This window comes from Pirellula sp. SH-Sr6A, assembly GCF_001610875.1.
GTDB lineage: Bacteria > Planctomycetota > Planctomycetia > Pirellulales > Pirellulaceae > JBKCUI01.
In genome coordinates this window covers 3923575-3942685 of sequence record NZ_CP011272.1, presented here as the reverse complement: position 1 = coordinate 3942685, position 19111 = coordinate 3923575, and the positions used below count along the sequence as shown (strand labels likewise).

General features: G+C 54.1%; 15 protein-coding genes. 8 read left to right on the top strand and 7 right to left on the bottom strand.

Translation table 11 applies throughout. The annotated features are described in order from the left end of the window. Positions 1–180 precede the first annotated feature (180 nt). Positions 181–2400, top strand: a complete 2220-nt coding sequence (locus tag VN12_RS15065; RefSeq protein ID WP_146677604.1) for a YXWGXW repeat-containing protein — start codon at positions 181–183, stop codon at positions 2398–2400. Between the two features lie 67 nt (positions 2401–2467). Here the strand turns inward: VN12_RS15065 and VN12_RS15060 are convergent, their stop codons facing one another. Then, positions 2468–3397, bottom strand: coding sequence for a universal stress protein (locus VN12_RS15060; RefSeq protein ID WP_146677603.1), 930 nt, complete (start codon positions 3395–3397; stop codon positions 2468–2470). Positions 3398–3564: 167 nt separating this feature from the next. Here VN12_RS15060 and VN12_RS15055 point away from each other — a divergent pair, with 167 nt between their 5' ends. Beyond that, positions 3565–4398, top strand: a complete 834-nt coding sequence (locus tag VN12_RS15055) for an NIPSNAP family protein (protein ID WP_146677602.1) — start codon at positions 3565–3567, stop codon at positions 4396–4398. A 109-nt stretch (positions 4399–4507) separates the two neighbouring features. On the opposite strand, the gene VN12_RS15050 is transcribed toward VN12_RS15055, so the two are convergent. From VN12_RS15050 to VN12_RS15040, 3 genes are all read right to left on the bottom strand, one after another. Continuing rightward, positions 4508–5800 carry a PQQ-binding-like beta-propeller repeat protein gene (locus tag VN12_RS15050; protein WP_146677601.1) on the bottom strand — a complete coding sequence of 431 codons (1293 nt, stop codon included), beginning with the start codon at positions 5798–5800 and terminating at the stop codon, positions 4508–4510. A gap of 73 nt (positions 5801–5873) precedes the next feature. Then, positions 5874–7184 (bottom strand): SPFH domain-containing protein, encoded by a 1311-nt coding sequence (locus VN12_RS15045; RefSeq protein WP_146677600.1) that lies wholly within the window; start codon positions 7182–7184, stop codon positions 5874–5876. A 130-nt stretch (positions 7185–7314) separates the two neighbouring features. Beyond that, positions 7315–8208, bottom strand: coding sequence for an NAD(P)-dependent methylenetetrahydromethanopterin dehydrogenase (locus VN12_RS15040; RefSeq protein WP_146677599.1), 894 nt, complete (start codon positions 8206–8208; stop codon positions 7315–7317). A 188-nt stretch (positions 8209–8396) separates the two neighbouring features. On the opposite strand from VN12_RS15040, the gene VN12_RS15035 reads away from it, so the two are divergent. The 6 genes from VN12_RS15035 (at position 8397) to VN12_RS15010 (ending at position 14628) form a co-directional block, all read left to right on the top strand. Beyond that, complete coding sequence (locus VN12_RS15035; RefSeq protein ID WP_146677598.1) at positions 8397–9104, top strand: hypothetical protein; 708 nt, start codon at positions 8397–8399, stop codon at positions 9102–9104. A gap of 318 nt (positions 9105–9422) precedes the next feature. Next, on the top strand, positions 9423–11258 hold the full coding sequence (locus VN12_RS15030; RefSeq protein WP_146677597.1) for an HlyD family efflux transporter periplasmic adaptor subunit: 1836 nt from the start codon (positions 9423–9425) through the stop codon (positions 11256–11258). Between the two features lie 23 nt (positions 11259–11281). Beyond that, positions 11282–12049: an ABC transporter ATP-binding protein gene (locus VN12_RS15025; RefSeq protein WP_409994281.1), complete on the top strand. Its 768-nt coding sequence runs from the start codon at positions 11282–11284 to the stop codon at positions 12047–12049. Positions 12050–12102: 53 nt separating this feature from the next. After that, a complete protein-coding gene (locus VN12_RS15020; protein WP_240491159.1) occupies positions 12103–13371 on the top strand; it encodes an ABC transporter permease in 1269 nt (422 codons plus the stop codon). 38 nt (positions 13372–13409) lie between these two features. Next, entirely contained in the window at positions 13410–13721 is a 312-nt protein-coding gene (locus VN12_RS15015) for a bacterioferritin-associated ferredoxin (protein ID WP_146677594.1), read from the top strand. Between the two features lie 445 nt (positions 13722–14166). Further along, on the top strand, positions 14167–14628 hold the full coding sequence (locus VN12_RS15010) for a hypothetical protein (RefSeq protein WP_146677593.1): 462 nt from the start codon (positions 14167–14169) through the stop codon (positions 14626–14628). Between the two features lie 29 nt (positions 14629–14657). Here the strand turns inward: VN12_RS15010 and VN12_RS15005 are convergent, their stop codons facing one another. The 3 genes from VN12_RS15005 to VN12_RS15000 form a co-directional block, all read right to left on the bottom strand. Further along, complete coding sequence (locus VN12_RS15005; RefSeq protein WP_146677592.1) at positions 14658–15083, bottom strand: hypothetical protein; 426 nt, start codon at positions 15081–15083, stop codon at positions 14658–14660. 1019 nt (positions 15084–16102) lie between these two features. Beyond that, positions 16103–16237 carry a hypothetical protein gene (locus tag VN12_RS26640; RefSeq protein ID WP_256388090.1) on the bottom strand — a complete coding sequence of 45 codons (135 nt, stop codon included), beginning with the start codon at positions 16235–16237 and terminating at the stop codon, positions 16103–16105. Positions 16238–16373: 136 nt separating this feature from the next. Then, entirely contained in the window at positions 16374–19097 is a 2724-nt protein-coding gene (locus VN12_RS15000; RefSeq protein ID WP_146677591.1) for a DEAD/DEAH box helicase, read from the bottom strand. Between the last annotated feature and the right edge of the window lie 14 nt (positions 19098–19111).

Sequence of the window (19111 nt, the reverse complement as noted above, 5' to 3'; positions counted from 1 at the left end):
CCATGGCGTGTCGAAGCCCTGTTTTTCTGCAAAATCCTTGGAAATTACGGGTGCGTTGGGTGTTTGGGGAAGCCGTAGGCTACCGGCCCGCGCAGGTTGAGTGGTTCGTGGTACACCGATTGCGTTGCTAGGAGGGATACGCAATTCGTTTCCATTTCAAAAAATCATTGAGAGCTCATCATGAAATCTCGTCAGCCCCATTCGCTACGTAAACGACTATGGCTTGCATCCCTCATAACCGCCGTGGGCGTGGTGGGGGGAAGTGGGTCGCTCCATGCCCAGCTCTTGCTGGATCCTCCCCCAGAACCTATGCCAATCCCTCAGGCAGACGCGAAGCTCGGGGTTCAGGCTTCAGGTCAGCTCGATGGGGAGAACGAGGGGGTGGAATCCATCCCCGAGGAAATCGAAGGCATCACGCCGCTTCTCCGAGGACCTGTCCACGAGGCGTATGCAGAACGCTTTGACATAGAGCAAGAGGACCCGATCGTTGTCGGTAAGGAGCCTCCTTCCCTGGTCGACGAACAACCGCCTGAATACCGTCCCGAAGGGGAGGATTACATTTGGATTCCCGGTTACTGGGGATGGGATATCGTCGACGAGGACTACATTTGGGTCTCCGGCATTTGGCGGCAAGTCCCTCCGAATACCCAATGGGTTCCCGGTTACTGGACTGAAGTGGATGGTGGATGGCAATGGGTCAGTGGCTTCTGGACCAGCACCGAGCAAGAAGAAATTGTCTATCTTCCGCCGCCGCCCGAGAGCATCGACCATGGCCCCAGCTCCCCAGCCCCGGGTGATGACTATTTTTGGATCCCAGGCTCATGGCAGTACCGCGGGGGCAACTATTCATGGCAGTCTGGTTACTGGAGCGTCGGTCAAAACGACTGGGTTTGGGTCCCTACTCGCTATGTCTGGACTCCGAGCGGTTATGTGTGCCGACGAGGGTACTGGGATTATCGATTGCCCAATCGGGGTGTGCTCTTCACGCCGGTTCGATTCGGTTCGAATTACGCCGGTCTTTACCGCCCTCGATATGTCGTCGATATCAATCCATTGTGGTTGGCCAACCTTTTTGTCGCTCGAGGAGTTCCTCAGTACTACTACGGAAACCACTTTGGCTACCAAGGTCAAAGACAGATCTATCCGTGGGTAACGTATTACCAACATGGGTACGATCCACTGCTCTCCTACTATGCTTACCAAGGTCGGCACTCGAATTGGTTGAGACAGCTGTCTCAGTTGGAACGGGAAATCGCGACAACACCTCGTTTGCAATCGCAATCGACGGTATCGGCCCAATTGCGAGCCCAACAGCAGTTCCGAGGAGAACCCTCCACTGTCGATACTTTGTTGCGAGTCGCCACAGCCAGCGCGCTGGCGAGCGGTTCGCGCAGCGGCTTCAAAGCCCCTATCTCGCTCCAACTGGATAACAATGCGTCGGTTCGATCCTCGCAATCGATCGCTTCGCCGTGGCGTGATTTGGCTTCGAAGCGCCGCGAGTTGGAAAAAGCGGCAAACGATATCGATCGAAACAGATCGATGCGCCGAAGCTCCGAGGGGCCTGGCTCGAAGGGAGCAGGTGCAGATCTGCAATTGAATGCGGATGGTAAAATCGAGTTGAAGCAGCTGTCGCTGCAACGACCGGATCAAGGGTCTAACCGAGGTCCCACTGCCATTCCGAGTGACCTGAAACTAGGAAGCAAAGTCGAAGCTAGAGTCGAAGCGGATGCAGGCGCCAATGTCCCGCGTGGTAATCGAGGGGATGGAAACGAGCGTCGATCTACCAACGCGGATCGTGAACAACGAATTCGTCAATTGGCTCCTGTCTTCGGGGAAGGCCCCAATGCGAAGCCTCTCAATTCCGACCAGCTAAAATCCGTTCGCGATCAACTACTGGGCAACGAACGCAGCGACCGCAACGAGCGCTCAGATCGAAATGACCGCACTGACCCAAATCAACGCAGCGGTCGCTCGGAAAATTCACGCTCTCCTGGGAACGCAACTCGCAACGCACCAAATCGCAATGCTCCCAATCGCAATGTACCGTCGAACCGAGTGGAGAACGCAACGCGCAACCTCCAGCAACCGCTCCAACAAAATGCACCCCGAGAGCGGGATGCCACACGAAAGCAGCTCGAAGTGCCAGCGGTTCCGGCATTGCCAAGTCCCAGCCGCCGGGAGGGTTCCGAGCCCTCTCCACGGATTCCTCGATCTCTTCCCAATGTCAATCCAGGTTCGGGGGGAAATAACCTCAACATCCCCGGACTCAACGGATCCAGAGGGGGGAATGTTAACCCCGTCCGCAACATCCCAGGACTCGGGGGCGATCGCGGCAAGTCGGAACGTGGCAACTCGGATCGAGGATCTGGTCGAGGTGGCAATCGAGGCAAAAAGGACTAGCACCCCTTTTTACATCCCCCCTCCTCCTTCGCGGAGGAGGGATTTTGCGCTTCGGTGCAACATCTAGTTAATCTATTGGCGATTGAAATCCGTCGGGTTTTACGGTCAACACGCTGCATGGGCTCATTGTTAAGATTCGCTCCGCCGTGTTCCCTAACAGCAGTCCGCTTACACCCCCCCGGCCGACGGTTCCCATTGCGATCAAGTCGAATGACGACTCGCCCAATCGGTTTGAGATAACCTTCCAAGGAATTCCCCACTCCAGATGCCGAACGACGCGCAGGTCTCCCAGGAACTCCTTCTCGATCGCTACTAACTTCTGGGCAGCAAACCGTTCCATTTCGGACTGCATCTCGCCTCCCTTTGGAATTTTGGTGAGCAAGTCGTCCACCACGTCGCTCGAATCGACTACGTGGAGCAGATGAAGCTCGGCGGATGCCGCTCGGCATATCTCGGCCGCCTCGAGCATCGCTTTGTGACTGACATTGGAATAGTCAATCGGCACCAGCACTTTCTTGGGAGGAAACGGGCTATCCGCTTTCACAACCCACACGCTGCACGGGCACTTTCGAACCAATCGCGATGCGGTTCCCCCTAGGATGCGATGCCGCCAATCCGCTGTGTTACCGGCTCCGACCACGACCAAATCATGGGATCGCTTCTTCACGGCTCGAATGATCTCGACGTAAGGATCTCCGACTGCTGTCTCCCGCGTTAGTTGGGCGGAAGTATTGCCACGATGAAAGATAATCTTGTCGAGCTTCGCATCGGAATCGCGAGACACTTCGCGAATGAACACCTCTCCTTCCCCTTCGAGCAAGTCCATGCGAGCGTTGAAGGTCGCAGCGTGGACTAAGGTTCGAATATCGGGCAAGGAATGGAACAGTACGACTCGGCCTTGGCTTTTCTCTCCCAACCAGAATGCTTGCCCTACCGCTCGTTCAGCAATAGAAGTGAAATCGGTTGGAACGAGGATGTTTTGATAAAGGCTTGGCATACAAAGGTTCCAGTGAGGGGTCGTTCATGGTCAGTCCAAGCGGCTAATCCAGCTCGCTGGATCGTAGGTCGGATGATCGTTCGCATGTTTCGTCTTGTCGCGTATAATCGGAGCCTTCCTCGACGACCTTTCATCGTACCACAGACTTGAAACCAGGAGTCCTTTCCATGATTCGATCCCTCTGTTCCTTGGTCATCGCTTTGATGATCGGAGTTGTCAGTATGGCCCAAGATAGCCACGTCTACGAACTTCGTACCTACACATCCGAACCAGGCAGGCAGGCCGATACGCTCAAGCTGATGTCGTACGAGGGACTGCCTTACATGAAAAAACATAAAATCGATTTGGTCGGGGTATGGACTCCCGTGGAAGCGACAGACGAGCGAGTGTTCATGTTGGTTCGTCACAAAGACAAGTCCTCTTCGGACACCGCGTGGACGGCCTTTCAAGACGATACAGGCTGGAAAGAAGCGGTCGAAAAGTCGCAAGTGGACGGCAAGAAGCCTGTTTCAGGAATCGAACGTGTTTTCTTGACCACCAACGGATATAGCCCTGTTCTCAACACCGAGAAAGTTGGGAATAGGATCTTCGAACTGAGAACCTATATCACCACACCGAACAATCTTCCCAACCTCAACGCGCGATTTCAAAACCACACCATCGAGCTTTTCAAAAAGCATGGCATGACCAACATTGTTTATTGGTCGGTTCGAAGAGGAGAGACGACCAATTGTGGCGATCTGCTCAAAGCCCTTTCGCCTCTCGGAAAATCCACGGCCTCCGTCGATTCCAGTTTGCCAGCTGCCGGCAATGCGTTGGTTTACCTGCTAGCCCACGCATCCCCCGATGCGGCGAAGGAGTCGTTTGGTAAATTCCGAGAAGACGCTAACTGGCAGAAGGCGTTGAAAGAGTCCGAAGCTGCAGCGGGAGGCCCGCTCACCGTCAGGGACGGTGTAAAGAGCCTTTACCTCAAGCCCGTTGGGTTTTCGCCGTTGCAGTAGTTTGCCAGTTTTCCTTCGAGCGCCACCGCTCGAAGCGTTTGGTCGGTGAAGAATGATGCTCCGCAACAATTCCATGCGGAGCAAAAACCAAGTGTTGGGGCACGCTCTACTACTTGCTCGTCAAATTGAAGCACTGCAGAAATTGCTGATCGCGTATGAACAATTTCCCTTCCCATACAACAGGATGAGGCCAGCTCTCTCCTTCGTGGGTAGGGAGTTTAAAGGATCCCAGCAGTTCGTACTTGCGAGGGTTCGCGTCGATCATCGCCATCGTACCATCCTGGTAGCGAAAAAAGAGCTTGCGGTCCGCCGCCACAATGGCAGCCGAACCAGAACCTGCACCGCGGGCCCGTCCCCAAAGGTTTTCGCCTGTCTTCCAGCGGATACAAGCGGGAAAGCCATTGTTGTGGCCATGTCCCAGGTAGACGAACTCACCGATCATAATCATGCCACCATGATGGTTCTGCAGTTCCTTGTTGGTCTTGTAATACACCTCGCGAATTTCGACTTTCTTACCGCGTTTGGTCATCTGCAGTAGAGCCGTTCCTCCATCGTCGTATCCGGTCGAGCAGAAGACATAATTGTCCTTGACGATCGGAGTGGGAATATTCGCAGTGCGATTGGCAACGCGATCGTAGTGCCATAGCAATTCGCCTGATGGAGCGTCGTAGCTCACGACCCCGTGGCCAATCAATTGGATGTACTGTTTGATCCCGGCCCCTTCTGAGATCACGATCGATGAATACCCTGCGCCATCGTTGCCTCGCAAGTCACCCTTGGGGGCAGGACCCTTCCAAATCGTTTCTCCTGTGTTCTTGTCCAGCGCGACAACCATTGCGTCCGCCGCTCCCGGTGTACACAAGAGTCGGTCGCCATCGATCAGAGGGGACTCGCTATATCCCCACACCGATTCCATCTTGCCACCGAAGTCATTTTGGAAGCTCCGTTGCCAAAGGATTTCCCCGCTGTTGGCATCGCAACAAACGAGCAAACCGTCGAAAGAAACGGCATAGGCCCGTTTGGTTTCCAGGTCCAGAGTTGGGGTTCCGTTGGGCGCCCCTTTTGCTGCGCCGAACGGTGTCTTCCAAAGAACGCGCCCATTGGCCACGTCACAACAAACCAGTTGCACCTTCCCGTCCGATTCACCGAGCGTGTAAAGCTTGTTGTCTCCGATGACAAGGCTCGACATGCCGCGACCCAGTCCTTCGGATTGGTAAAGGAGAGCGGGGCCATCTTCACTCCATTTCGAAGCCAAGCCCTTGACCTCGGCGATTCCGTCTCGGTTAGGACCTCTCCATTGGTACCAATCGTCCGCACGAAGTTCGAGCATGGCAGCCAAATTCGAGAAGGCTAACACCGATCCAAAAAACATGGCACGATGGCAAAAGGATTTGGCTCGCATAGAAACCTCGACGAATGGAATGACTGAATTGGGGATCGAAATAGGGGTGGCGATCGGTCCGTTGCAAGTCGCCTTAGTGGTGGTCGACGGAGCTGCCCGACAGTTGTTGTTCGACTTCATCCGCTTGCCAAGCGACAGCCGAGATGATTTTGGCTAGCTCGCTCGCATTGGTCAGATTCGACAATACATTCGATTTGAGAACGAGAATTTCACCCTCGTCTACGCGTTTCATTGCGAAAGCACCATGCACAACAGAGTCGTTATTTCGAAGGATGGTCAAGGCTGCTGCCGGGTTGATCGCTCCACAGGGGGACCAGATTCCGATCATCTCGTTGCCATCTTGGTCCTTTCGGTTCAGCTCTACAAACACCCGTTGTCGACGCGATGCAGCCAAAGGTACAGCGACTTGTAACGATCCACCTTCGCCTTGCTGAATCGTCCATCCCATCTTTTCTCCGAGGGACCGAATCGAGGTTGCCAAGTCTTGTTCGCTGGGGACCCGGGCGTTGCTGAAGTCCAATTGGGCGGGGCCGGTAATCGGTGCTGCGCCTGGAACCCCTGCTACCGCATTTTGCGGTTGCATGAAATTCGGGAGCATCATCCCCAGCCCAAACCCCATTGGGCCTTGCATTCCAGCCGCTCCGGCGGTTTGCATGGCATTGGCTGCGCTATAGGTGGCGTACGCGCGCAGATCGCCGAGGACCGCCATGCTCGCCCTCGCATCGATCGCCTTTTGCACTTCTTCGGGGGCCGAGATGCTGCTGATAAAGAACTCCGTCAATTCCAGCCCATACTTGGAGAACTGGTCTCCCAGCTTCACCCGAGCCGCGGCGCTCAGATCGTCCATACGGGATGGCATATCCAACAGTCCAATTCCGGAGCTTGCTAACAGATCCGTGAGACCAGCGATGATGACATCTCGAAGGTAGTTCAGGATCTCGTCGGTGGTAAACTTCCCTTGGGTGCCGACGATGGAGTTGAGCAACAACGAGCCATCGACGACGCGGTAGGCGAATTTGCCATAGCCCTTCAGTCTTACAATGCCAAACTGGGGGTCTTTGATCGTGATAGGAGTCCGTGTTCCCCAGCGCTGATCGATGAACGTTTGCTTTCCGACAAAGTACACGCACGCTTGAAACGGACTCTTTTCAAAAGGGATTGTGAGGAGTTTCCCCAGGATCGGTATGTTCGCGGTGGTCAAGGTGTAGCGACCGGGACCAAAAGAATCCATGGCGCGACCATCGCGAAAGAAGATCGCTTCCTGGTTTTGCTGAACGATCAATTGAGCACCGTATTGGATCGCGGCCGTGCCCGACTCCGGTACGCGCGCGATGAGCGATTGATTCGATTGATCGATGTAATCGATGACTTCGAGACGAAACACTTGGTACCCCGGTTAAATCAGAAAAAAGGGTGCAATCAGAGAAAAAGGGCGCAATCAAAAGACAAGAACTCCGAACTCAGCGCCAGTATTCTACCAACTGTTCTTGATATGCGAGCCAATGGCCGTTCGATTAACCGCCTCTGTTCTGCTGAGCGAGAATATCTGTGCCGATGGAAAGCATCTCTTGGCAGTCCAAGAATCGGTGGTTGGATTCAAACAGTGCTGCGATCGAGGCCTTGTGGATCTTCATCTTCAATCCGCCAACGCCGAGAGCCCCGTAGTCGACGCGGTTTCCTCGTTCCACAGCTTTGTCGAACACTCCAATGCTTTCGATCCCTTCGGGCGGCACCGCGTTCAAATCGACAGCTACGCGAAGAGAACTGGCGGAGGCCAAACGTTCGGCGGTCAAGAGTCGGATGCCTGCCGCTCCGCAAGCAAAAACGGCTTGCGATCGGATCAAGGCCCCAGTCAACGCCTCTTCGTCTTCCGATACCAGCGGAATCAGACGCGAGCGCTCAACATCGGCTTGGACCAACTCGTCAATGGTTTCCTCCGCCCTCTCTTTGGACCTTGAACCGATAAAGACTTTTCCTCCCAGATTGGCAAGGATGCGAGACACGCGTTGCCCCACGGGACCGGTCGCGGCAAGAACAACAGAGAAGGAATCGCGGATTTCTAAGTGTTGCTGGGCGCAAAGAACGGCGGCAGCAGCGGTGCTGTTAGAGCCATTGCTGTCGAGCATGATCGAGACACGAAAGGGATCGTGCAGCGTCTCGAAGGCTGCTTGCGCGATCGCTTCACCATGCGCTACGCTCCCCCCTCCTACGAAGATGGCGGTATGCTTCAGGTCTTGTGGGCCGCGGGTGTACATCGCTCCGTGGACCAAGGAGCGGACGTCTTCCTGCTTCACATTGCTGTACTGCAAGAGATGATCGACGCCAGCATCGATAGCGACGACCGCGTCAAAGACGCTCGCCTTGGAATTGGTGTCCAGTTGAATGAGGATCTTGCGCTTGTTCGACATAGGGATCAGCTCGCAGTTCCACTTGAATGCGGGAAAAGACATAGACTCCGACGGGGCGACGGTAGCGAAAAGCCTAATGGTGGTGATTCGGTTTGACAAGCGACGGGGCTCCAGGTCCAGTAACGTGTCGGGCGGGATTGGCTACTCCCGCTCAACCTATCGCGCGTTTCTCAAAAGCATTGCACGTCATGACGAGGATTTCATCTTTCTTAGCTCCCGCTATTGTTGCGTGCATCGGGGCTGCCGTTTGGATGGCAGTGAGCGTTATGGGAAGATGGGAAATCGGGCTATTGGCGTTGGGGATCGGTGTGGCGGTCGGGGGGGCTACAAGGTGGAGTGGTCGGAACGGTGGCTTCGCGTACCAAGGCTGGGTTGCCGTTTGCCTGACCTTGCTCGCCGTCGGTGGTGGGAAGTTGGGTGCAGCATGGATGGAAGTTCAGCGAGAGTATGGGGAGTTTCGCGCGCAGGTCGAGGAATCGGCGGGGATGGTTGCCACGGCTGAGACGGCCCAGTTTCACCTTGCGCTCGACTGGATCGAGCGGCAGGAGTTGGCAGGGGAACGTTTGGCGTGGCCTACAGGCGGAGACGCCGACACCGCTGCAAGCCCAGCCGACTTGCCTGCGGAGGCTTGGGTGGCGGCAACCCAAATGTGGGAAGCCCTCCCCGATCCGGAGAAAGAACGGCAAATTGCGATCTCCCAAGCTGCTTATCGGGCCTTCGGCGAGACCGAGGCCACCGGATGGGGACTGGCGGACCTGGGGGCGATCGCATGGAAAAATATGGACCTCGGCGACGCCCTATTTGCCCTGTTAGCTGCCTTGGCGGCCTACCGAATTGCTCCTCCAAGCGGCTGCGGTCCCTCCCGTTCGAAAGACGAAGTGGGAGCCAGAGCCTAGTTTTGCCTCGATGGACCGGAACCCGCTGCCAATTGGTGGGTTTAAGGTGGCCGGACTTTGGGTTCCTCGTCGCGGTGCCAATTGCCTTCGTGCGATAATGAACTGCAGTCCGTTGTCCACGTAAGCCCTCCAACTCCCAAACATGCTGCCCAACTCCTGGATTTTTGACGAAGCGTCCAGTATCTCGCTTCGATCCAGAGGCCTTGGCAGGTATCATGTCAGATCCGTTTGCATTTCACCGATGTAGCGTCCCTCCGGAAGTTCTGGCTTCCATCGGCCCACCGATCATCCCTTCGCGACCTCCATCCCCCAATCATTATGAAATCTCTCAGGTTCTCCTCCCGTAGCAACCCAACCGCCCAAACGGTCCGAAATTCGAATTCGAGACGTCGTCGCGGGGCGGCACGTCCCATTTTGATTGCTTTGATCGCGGCAACCCTGGTCGGTGGCGGTGGGTATTATTGGTGGAAAATGCGTGCCGAATCGACCGCGTCCACCGAAGGAAAACCGATTCTGGAGCAGATTTCGAAAGGGCCGTTCGATCACATCGTCCTCGAACAAGGAGAGGTCGAGAGCAGTAGCAACAACGAAGTGAAATGCGAGGTCAAAGGACGTGGGGGGAGCGGCACTCCAATCCTAACGGTCATTCCGGAAGGCACCTTTGTGAAGAAAGGGGACATCCTTTGCGAATTGGACTCCTCCGCGCTGGACCAAGAAGCCAAGAATCAACGCATTATCGTTAGCGCTGCCGAGTCGACGGTGATTTCGAGCGAGGCTGCCGTGAGCAAGGCCGAGATCGCGCGCCAAGAGTACTTGGAAGGCACCTACTTGACCGAGCGCAAGACGATCTTGAGCGAGATTTCGATCGCTAAACAGAATCTCCGAAAGGCCGAATTGTCACTTCAAAGTGCGGAGCGGCTTGCGGCGAAGGGGACCCTCAAACCGCTTCAAATCGAAGCGGAGCAATACGCGGTACAGAACGCACAAAGCACGCTCGAGTCCGCGGAAGCGAGACTTCGAGTTCTTGATGAACTGACCAAAGCGAAAATGCTCGTACAGCTCGATAGCGATATCGCCACGGCCAAGGCAAAGCTGGACTCCGATCGCAACACCCTGATTGAGGAAAAAGAAAAACTCGATGAAATCCTCACCCAAATGGCTGCTTGCCAAATCAAGGCGCCTGCGGATGGGCAAGTTGTTTATGCGAACAAAGTAGGTAGCCGGGGCGGTTCGGACTTCGTCGTGGAACCAGGAGCAGTCGTGCGCGAGCAGCAGACAGTTTTCTTGCTTCCCGACCCGAGCAAGATGCAAGTCAAAGCGAAGGTGAACGAGTCACGAATTACGTTGATCCGAGAAGGCATGCCTGTGAAGATCCGCGTCGGAGCGGTCGAGAACGAGCTTCTTGGACGCGTTGTAAAGGTCAATAAGTACGCAGAACCAGGCAACTGGTGGGGCTCGAACGTTAAAGAGTACGCTGTCTTTGTTCAGATTGTCGATCCGCCGGAAACGATTCGCACCGGGATGACGGCCGAAGTTCGCATCTTCGTCGAGCAGATTCCTGAAGCCATCCAAATCCCCATTTTGGCCGTCTACGAAACCAAGGGGCATCATTTTGTTTTGGTTAAGAGCGGCGATGGTTGGGAAACAAAGCCGATTAAGATCGGTGCGGCAAACGAAAAGTTCATCACGGTGGACACTGGGATTGAGGTCGGAGAAGAGGTGGTCTTAAATCCCCGAAACCACCTTGCCAAGATGGATATCCCAGTCATTGAGGAAACCGATGACCGCGAGCAACTGGCTCGTATCGCGGCTGAGCCATTGCCTGCCGCCGCAAAAACAGATAGCCAATCCGCAGGCGGTGGCATGGATCTGTCAGGGATGATGCAGCGGATCGATACCGACTCCGATGGAAAGATCAGCAAGACCGAGGCGAGCAGCATGGGCCCGCTCGCAGCCGGTTTCCCCCAGGCCGACGGCAACCAAGATGGTTTCTTGGACATGGGGGAACTCACCAAGGCAATGCAGAAATTGCGAGCCGCCCGTGAGCGAACGCCTGGAGCAGAGGGTGCTCCCGGCCCTGATGGAGGCCCCGCAGGACGTGCTCCAGGCGGAAGCAGCGCGGACCGCCCGATTGGCGCGAGAGGATTGCAGTAGAAACGGTCATGACCCAGTCCACCATGAACCCTCCGATCGCTACCAAGCGGTACGCATGTCGCGTTGTCGACATGAAAAAAGAGTACGTGCTAAAAAGCGAGACAGTCCGCGCGCTCCGAGGAGTTACTTTCGATGTCCCGGAAGGTGACTATGTTGCCATCATGGGACCCTCAGGTTCCGGCAAAAGTACTTTGCTCAATATGCTCGGGTGCTTGGATAAACCCACCTCCGGTAGTTTGTTATTGGGTGAAGACGATGTCGCCCAAATGAACGACGATCAATTGGCGGATATCCGTTCCAAGCGGATTGGTTTCGTTTTCCAAGCCTACAACCTGATCCAGCAGCTGACGGTGGTTGAAAACATACAGGTGCCTCTCTTCTACCAAGGTCGTTCGCTCAGCAAGGAGCAGCACGCCAGGACAATCGAGCTGGCAAAATTAGTGGGACTTGGAGAGCGTTTGGACCACCGTCCCACGCAGCTCAGCGGTGGACAACAACAGCGGGTGGCTATCGCTCGTTCCCTCGTGAACAACCCGTACTTCATTCTCGCAGACGAACCGACGGGAAACTTGGACTCTCGAACAACAGAAGAGATCCTGCAACTCTTCGAACGACTGAACGACGAAGGTCGAACGATCATTCTCGTGACTCACGAAGACGAAGTATCCAAACGGGCCAAGCGTGTCGTGCGACTGAAAGACGGTCGTTTGCAATGGGATCGCACCAACACGAAAGAAGTTCGGGATGCGGCCGCGAAATACGCAATCGATAATATGCCGGTGGAAGAATGAACATTTGGCTTGGCACAATACAGTTGGGCGTAAAGAGCCTTTGGTTGCACCCCATGCGATCGATCCTGACCGTCCTCGGGATCTTTATCGGCGTAGCGAGCGTCATTTGGCTGCTGGCGATCAGCAAGGGAATTGGAGACGAGGCACAGCGACAGATCGAAAGCCTGGGGGCCGATACGATCATGATCCGCACGATCAAACCGCCCAGCGAAAAGATGTCGGCGCAGGGGCTGACACCTTACGGCCTCACTCGCGATGAATTCGATTTGCTTTCCACGAGTGTTCCGACCGTGAAAAGCGCTTTGCCCATCCGTGAATTGCGCCGTCAGTTTCAATTCAAAGACCGAAAACTGGATGGCCGACTCGTCGGATGTACCCCGGAGTATTTCGAAGTCAATCGACTTGAAATGCAAGACGGACACTTCATCACCGACGCCGATTGCTTCCGCCGCGAAACCCATTGCGTCCTTTCCGCTAAAGTTGCAGAACGCCTCTTTTTGCACGAAGACCCAATCGGTCAACGCATTTACATGCCCGAAAATCAGGACTTCTATCTCGTTGTGGGTGTCCTCAAACCCAAAGGCGCGACGGCTGCGGTCGGCGGTTCGATGGCTGCACAAGACTTCACGAACGATGTCTATATCCCAATCCAAACGCTGCACCAGCGAATCGGAGATATGGTGATGAGCGTTCGATCGGGATCGCGCGAAGGCGAAGTGATTGAGCTCAATCAAATCACCCTGCGAGTGAACCAAGTGGCCGATGTAAAACGGACTGCAGAGCTCGTAGAATCCGCCCTTTCGGGCCATGCCAAGATGGAGGATATCGCAGTCGTCGTGCCGCTGGAACTCCTGGAACAGGCGCGAACTACCCGCGCCATGTTTATGGTCTTTATGGGAATGATCGCAGCCATCTCGCTGCTGGTCGGGGGGATCGGGATCATGAACATCATGCTGGCTACCGTTACCGAACGAACGCGTGAAATTGGAATTCGCCGTGCTCTCGGAGCAAAACGTAAAGATATCATTCGCCAGTTCTTGATCGAAACCAGTGTGCTGAGCTTGGCAGGCGGAATCACGGGGATCTTGTTTGGATTGCTCTGCGGTCCCGCAGTGCGCGGCGCGCGCTGGCTAGCGATGGAGTGGTTTCCAGAGCAAATGGCCGGGCTCCCCGATGTGGTGAGAACGGTCGAGCCTTCCATTGTCCCAGAAAGCATTCCAGGCGCCTTTCTTATCTCGCTCATTGTAGGGGTTGTCTTCGGAATCTATCCCGCGATGAGAGCGGCAAAGATGAATCCGATCGAAGCCTTGCGGCACGAGTAATTATCGCCAGCAGATCCATCTCGATGTGCAGGTAGCTTATGAAACCAGACGACGAACTTTGCCTCTGTTTTCATATCAGCTGGAGGAAGGTGATCAATTACATCCGGGTGCACCGAATCCAACGCCCGAGTCAATTAGCGGAATGCGGTGGAGCAGGGACTGGCTGCGGCTGGTGTCGCAAACAGCTGGAACGCTTAACTCACTTGGTAACCGAAGTACCACCCCCGTCCGACGAAGTCGAACAGTGGCTCGCCGACCGATCTCCCAACAAAGAGATCTACGCCCAAGGCAGAAGCAAGTACCGGCAAGAACTCGGATTGGAAGATAGACCGTCAGACCCGTCGCATTGACCCGTCGCATTGACCGGTCGCATTGAACCGGGGCGTTTTCCCGTGGAAACGTGGATTGAAGGCGACCGAAAAAAGAAACGCGTGGTCTACAAACATGTTGTATCGCCATGCCAACCGCGATGGCCTTGCAGCGTCTCATCAGCCACTTCGACTTTGAGTCTCAGACGAAGCCAACCACTTCATTCTTTGGTGTCTGTCCTTGCGTTGCAGCTGCAGGTCGTTCCGATCTCGCATGGCAGATCCGAACTGAAAAGAAGTGCCACAGTTTCGCTGATCGGTAAACTTGGTAAATTTTAGAGATTCCCGAGAAGCGGTCAGACAGCAGCGAACTGTGTCGACGCAGGAATCCGCGGCTTCTGATTCAAGTCTGTTTGCTGCCCGACATGCTAGGACTACATTTGTAGGTCCCTTAGGTGTCCTCAACCTTTACAGTCATGCACGATTCATGGGAACAAAGCAAGTCACATCGGGTTGCAGCGATGCAGCAGAGTTGGTAAGCCGAGTGATTCGAATTCAATCATGTCGGCTGCATTGTTCCGAGACGTTGGGTCCGGAAATTCAATTACGTGAAGAATTGGCAGAGGTCTTTTACGAAAGCGACGAATCAAACTGGGATGGATACGGCAGCCTTCCTGTTTCAATCGACACTCTGCGTCAAGCATTTTGCTTGTTGGCAGAGCTGCCGCCGAATATAGCTGCTCCCAGTCTTGCAGCCCTTCCCGATGGTGCCGTCTCGATGGAATGGTACCATTCAGATAGTCGTCAAATTGTATTAAGCATCGTCAACGGTGAAATTCACTACGCTGCTAAGCTAGTAGAAGATCGACTTTGCGGTAGCTTCGCAAACATCGACTGTTGGCCTAAGCCGTTGTTGACCTTGGTTTATCGCTGTTCTCATCAAGACTAACGTTTCGCGCCCGTTCTGGTTGGGTGCCGCTAGCTGGCACCAATCAGTTCGTTGGAATGCGCAGTTGGACGAAGCTCGAATGGGTCTGCAATGCTCTTGCGGCCAAAGCGTCGTAACATCGCAGCGACATCGTCGTAGTCGAGATGCTCTTCTCGAACCGTCCGCTGGACTTCTGGTCGCGCGATACTCGGAATCCGAACCGAAAAGAAGGGCCACAGTTCGGGCGAACGATAGATCTTGTTCACATCAGGAAATGGAACCAGCGGAGCTATTCGGCTTTGCTTCTTGAACGCTTCGGTATATCGCATGGTCCAACCTTGCGGATTTCGACTAAGAATAAGCATCGGAAGCCGACCCAAGACGAGTACGAATTCTGCATCGTTGGAGCGGTCGATCCCTTCAGTGCCACGCCCCGAAGAAACACCGCGTAGATAGCGCAAGACTTTGTCAAGCATTTGTCGGTTCTCCTTGGATCGTGAGCCGAAACTGTTCGGTACGGTATTCTAGTAATCGGCAGATCCATGTCTGCCGCAATGGCGAAATCAAGCGAGCAAATTCTCCTTTGAGCAAGTTCTTCAACAATTCTACGGGTTCAGAGTCAATACCGACCAGAATGTCGAAATCAGTTTTCGTTGCTGGGTTACGGTTAAGGACAGACGCCAGCAACGCAAAGTGGTTGACTCGACCTTCGCCAGTGGCCCCAATTTTGGAGTAGGATTCCCGGCAGTATTTGCGAATCTGGTCAGCCGGACGACGCCCCTTCTCTTCGAGTTTAGACAAACTTGCCTCAGAGTGTTTCCAAATAAGGGCTCTAGCTGTATCGAAAATAGGGCTAAAGCGGGAAATGTGCCGTCCGGTTTGGTGGCAGATTACCCCCCAATTGAAAAAATGTCGGTCGTTGTTACCGATTAGTGCGTCAAAGGCTAGCAATTCGGTGGAACTTCGGAAGGATGGCATCGGCGGTGCCTGGAAGCATCTCCCTTATTGATGCAGCCACAAAGTCGTAGTCAAAGTAATCGGGGGATTTGCCTTCGTCTTCGATCCCTTGGACAAAAGTTTTGTCGTGGTCTTCCAGGTACGAGGCAAAAATATCTGCTCCGTGAAGGAGGTATTCGGTCCTCTTAAGAAAGTAACGGCTAAGAAACCTGACCTGCCCTCTGACATGCACAGTCCTAGAGTCGGCAATATCCATATTTAGGGACTGACCAAGCCGAGTGATGAGATGCTCGGTGATTGATTCGTTGGGATACCATTTTGTGCCCTACCTTGGCGATATAACGCGGCCACGACTTTTGTCGTCCTCGCTTACATCCAGGTGCACCGTATTCGTAGACTCCTAGAAAGTCCTTGGGGGCGTCGCCGGTCATCGCCCTATCCGATGCAAACCAATGACCGTTCTTTAGATGCGGGCAATGGCGGTGCGCACGAATCCGGCTGCCGCTTGAGTTCAATATTGCCGGGATCTCAATCAATGCTATTTGCCCCCAATGAGTTGCTTGACGTTGTGACGAATGATCGACGCGAGTTCGTTGGCTTTCGTATCCTGAGCTTCCATATACGTTTGTTTTTCGGAGAGCCCATTGATGAACTCTTCCTCAGGTCTTGCCATCTTCTTCGATGACAACACCAACGTAACGTCCTGGGTTGATCGAGTAATCTTGCTCCTTGATCTCCGATCCCTCTGATCGAGTTCTGAGTTTGTGACAGGACTCAATGCGACGAAGGGGTAACAAACATCCTTCTGGCTAGGAGGATGGAACAAGCAGGCGGGCGAGCGTCTGTGCCAAGCTTCGCAACGCTTCGTCACTATCGAGACGAATCGTCAGTTTGGGTTTTCCTGATTCGTCTCTTTCCACGCATTCGTTCAAGCTGTTTGTCAACTGACTGACAACAACGGTATCCGGAGCAGGTCCGTCTTGGGTGGAAACTAGCTCGCCTACTAGCTGCAGTGCCGCGGCCAGCAATTGACCTCCCACAGCAGAGACCTTCTCACGGCGATTGTCGATCTCCTCAGCCTGCGATTCCAACCGGCGTTTTTGACTAGCGTCTACAGGTGCTTCTGGAGCCGGCACCAAAATCTTTTCGAGCTTCTCTCGTATGTTTGCAATACTACTCTTCATCGTGACCGCATCGGTCTCGGACGAGAAATCAATAGCCGCATTCGCCAACTCTTGCTTGTTCGCCAACGTATCCAGCAAACGCTCTTCAATCGTATCCTCGGTAACAAGATTATAGATGTGAACCGGGTTCTTCTGCCCCATCCGGTGGGCGCGCGCGATACGCTGTTCGAGCACGGCGGGATTCCAAGGCAAATCGACATTGATGACCGTGTTGGCGCTTTGCAAATTGAGGCCGGTACTGCCTGCATTGGTCATCAAGATCAGTCGACAATTGGGATCGTTCTGAAATTTGCTAACGATGGCCGGTCGCTTCTTTTGAGGTACCGAGCCATCCAGTCGAACGAAATCGCAGCCCAGCTGCGCAAGCTTGATTTCGATGCGATCCAACATCAGCGTCCACTCGCTGAACATCACAATCTTACGAGTCGGCTCAGCAATCAGTTCCTCGAGCATCTCACCCAGACGAACAAGCTTACTACTAAACTCTGGTTCTTGTTCATCGATGAGATAGGTGCTATCGGCAACCATCCTCGCCAGCAACAGCGACTTTTGTAGTCGTAGCAGATCCATCTCCGTAAGAAACTTCTTCGCGGCGATTCGCGCTGCAATCGATAGCTGCGATTGGCTTACGTCGTACTGCTCGGCAGTGGGGCGAATGCGAACGACTTCGTCGATACGATCCGGCAATTGCTTCGACACTTCGTCTCGCGTTCGACGAAGCAAGATAGGCTTGAGAGCTTCTCTTAACTCATCCAGTTTCTTATAGCCGATGGGCTTCCCGCGATCATCCACTTCTCGGTGCTTATGAAAGAATCGGTACGCGGGCCCCAACCGGGTATCGTCGACAAACCGGACGATCGTGTAAAGGTCGTCCAGTCGATTCTCAAGGGGAGTGCCAGAGAGCACCAGCGCGAATGGACTGCGAAGGCATCGCACCATCTTGCTCACCTTGGATTCCCAATTCTTGATCCGTTGGCCTTCATCGAGGATGATCAAGTCCCAGGAGGCGCTTTCAACATGGCTCAAGTCACGAACCACTTGCTCGTAATTGCATATAGTAAAGAAAACATCTTCCCTATACTGCTTAGCTCGTTCGCTTCCTGATCCCATCACCAACTGCGAACTGCGACCGCAAAAGCGATTTATCTCCGCTTGCCACTGACTCTTCAGCGAGGCGGGGCAAATGACTAACACCTTTTTGATGTCAGCTTCTTTCGCCAACAACTCAGCTACGCCAATACCTTGAATTGTCTTTCCCAATCCCATATCGTCCGCGAGGATCGCGCGACCAGCCCCAACAGCAAATGCGATCCCATCCAACTGATAGGGCAACAATTCGACGGAAAGCAATTTCTTGCGCAACGGATGCGTCGCTGGCGATTTCCGGATCTTGGCTGATACTCCTCGCAAATGCTTTTGGAGCAACCGGGTATGAATCAGTTCCTCGGCATCGGGATAAACATGGACGCTCACTCCGGCTTCCTCAATAGCTTGGATACGCTCCATCATGGCAGTCCCCTCCAAGGGGATGCGATCCGCGTTTCCAATCAAACTCGAGATCTTAGGTGGTAGCATCTCCGGAACATTGAAGAGCAAACCGAAGGGTTGTTGATAATGAACTCGCACCGACAAGCTCTTGCGCACATATGGCTTTTTCAATTGAGCTGCCGAGAACTTTCGGCGAATCTTTTGAATCACATGGAATATGTGTTTGCAGATCCCGAGTTGATTGGTTCGAAAGTCTGGGCAACTGCAATACGAAATCCCGGGCTCGGTACCTCGCAGCGCAACACGATACGTCTTACCAGAACCAGCGCTCGTCACTACGTAGTCGGTCCATGGCGTATCGGCTTTCGAAGCCCGAACCGTCATACTCTCTTCTTCGGCTCGCTTGCGACGCTCGGCCAAAGCTCGTTCGAATAGCTCATCCTCCGTCAAATGCTCGAGAGCGACCGACTCGTCAGGAGGAGCTGCTAGCCCTAAGTCAGATTTTGATTCGAGAAGATACGACAGTGCCGCGCCCATATGCTCACAATGATGAGTGCAATGAGAGCAATCTATCTGCAAATGTTTGTCGCGAGCGCTCTGCAAAGTGACTGTAACAGTCTGACCGGATGGCAAGCGGACGCGATACATGTCATCATCAAGCAAAACATCGCAATAGGGATCGATCTCAAGATCACCACCTGCCATGAGTAGCGTCTTGCTATTCTCGCCGAGCAATTGATTCGCCTGATGAACCGTCAGTCTCGCCAAACGTTGATGCAACGCGTTGACCTTGCGCTCCGTTGAGTTCTTTTTTCTTTCCGAAGCTCGCTTGGTATTTGCTTTGGTCTTAGTGGCAACCATATTCGAACTCCATT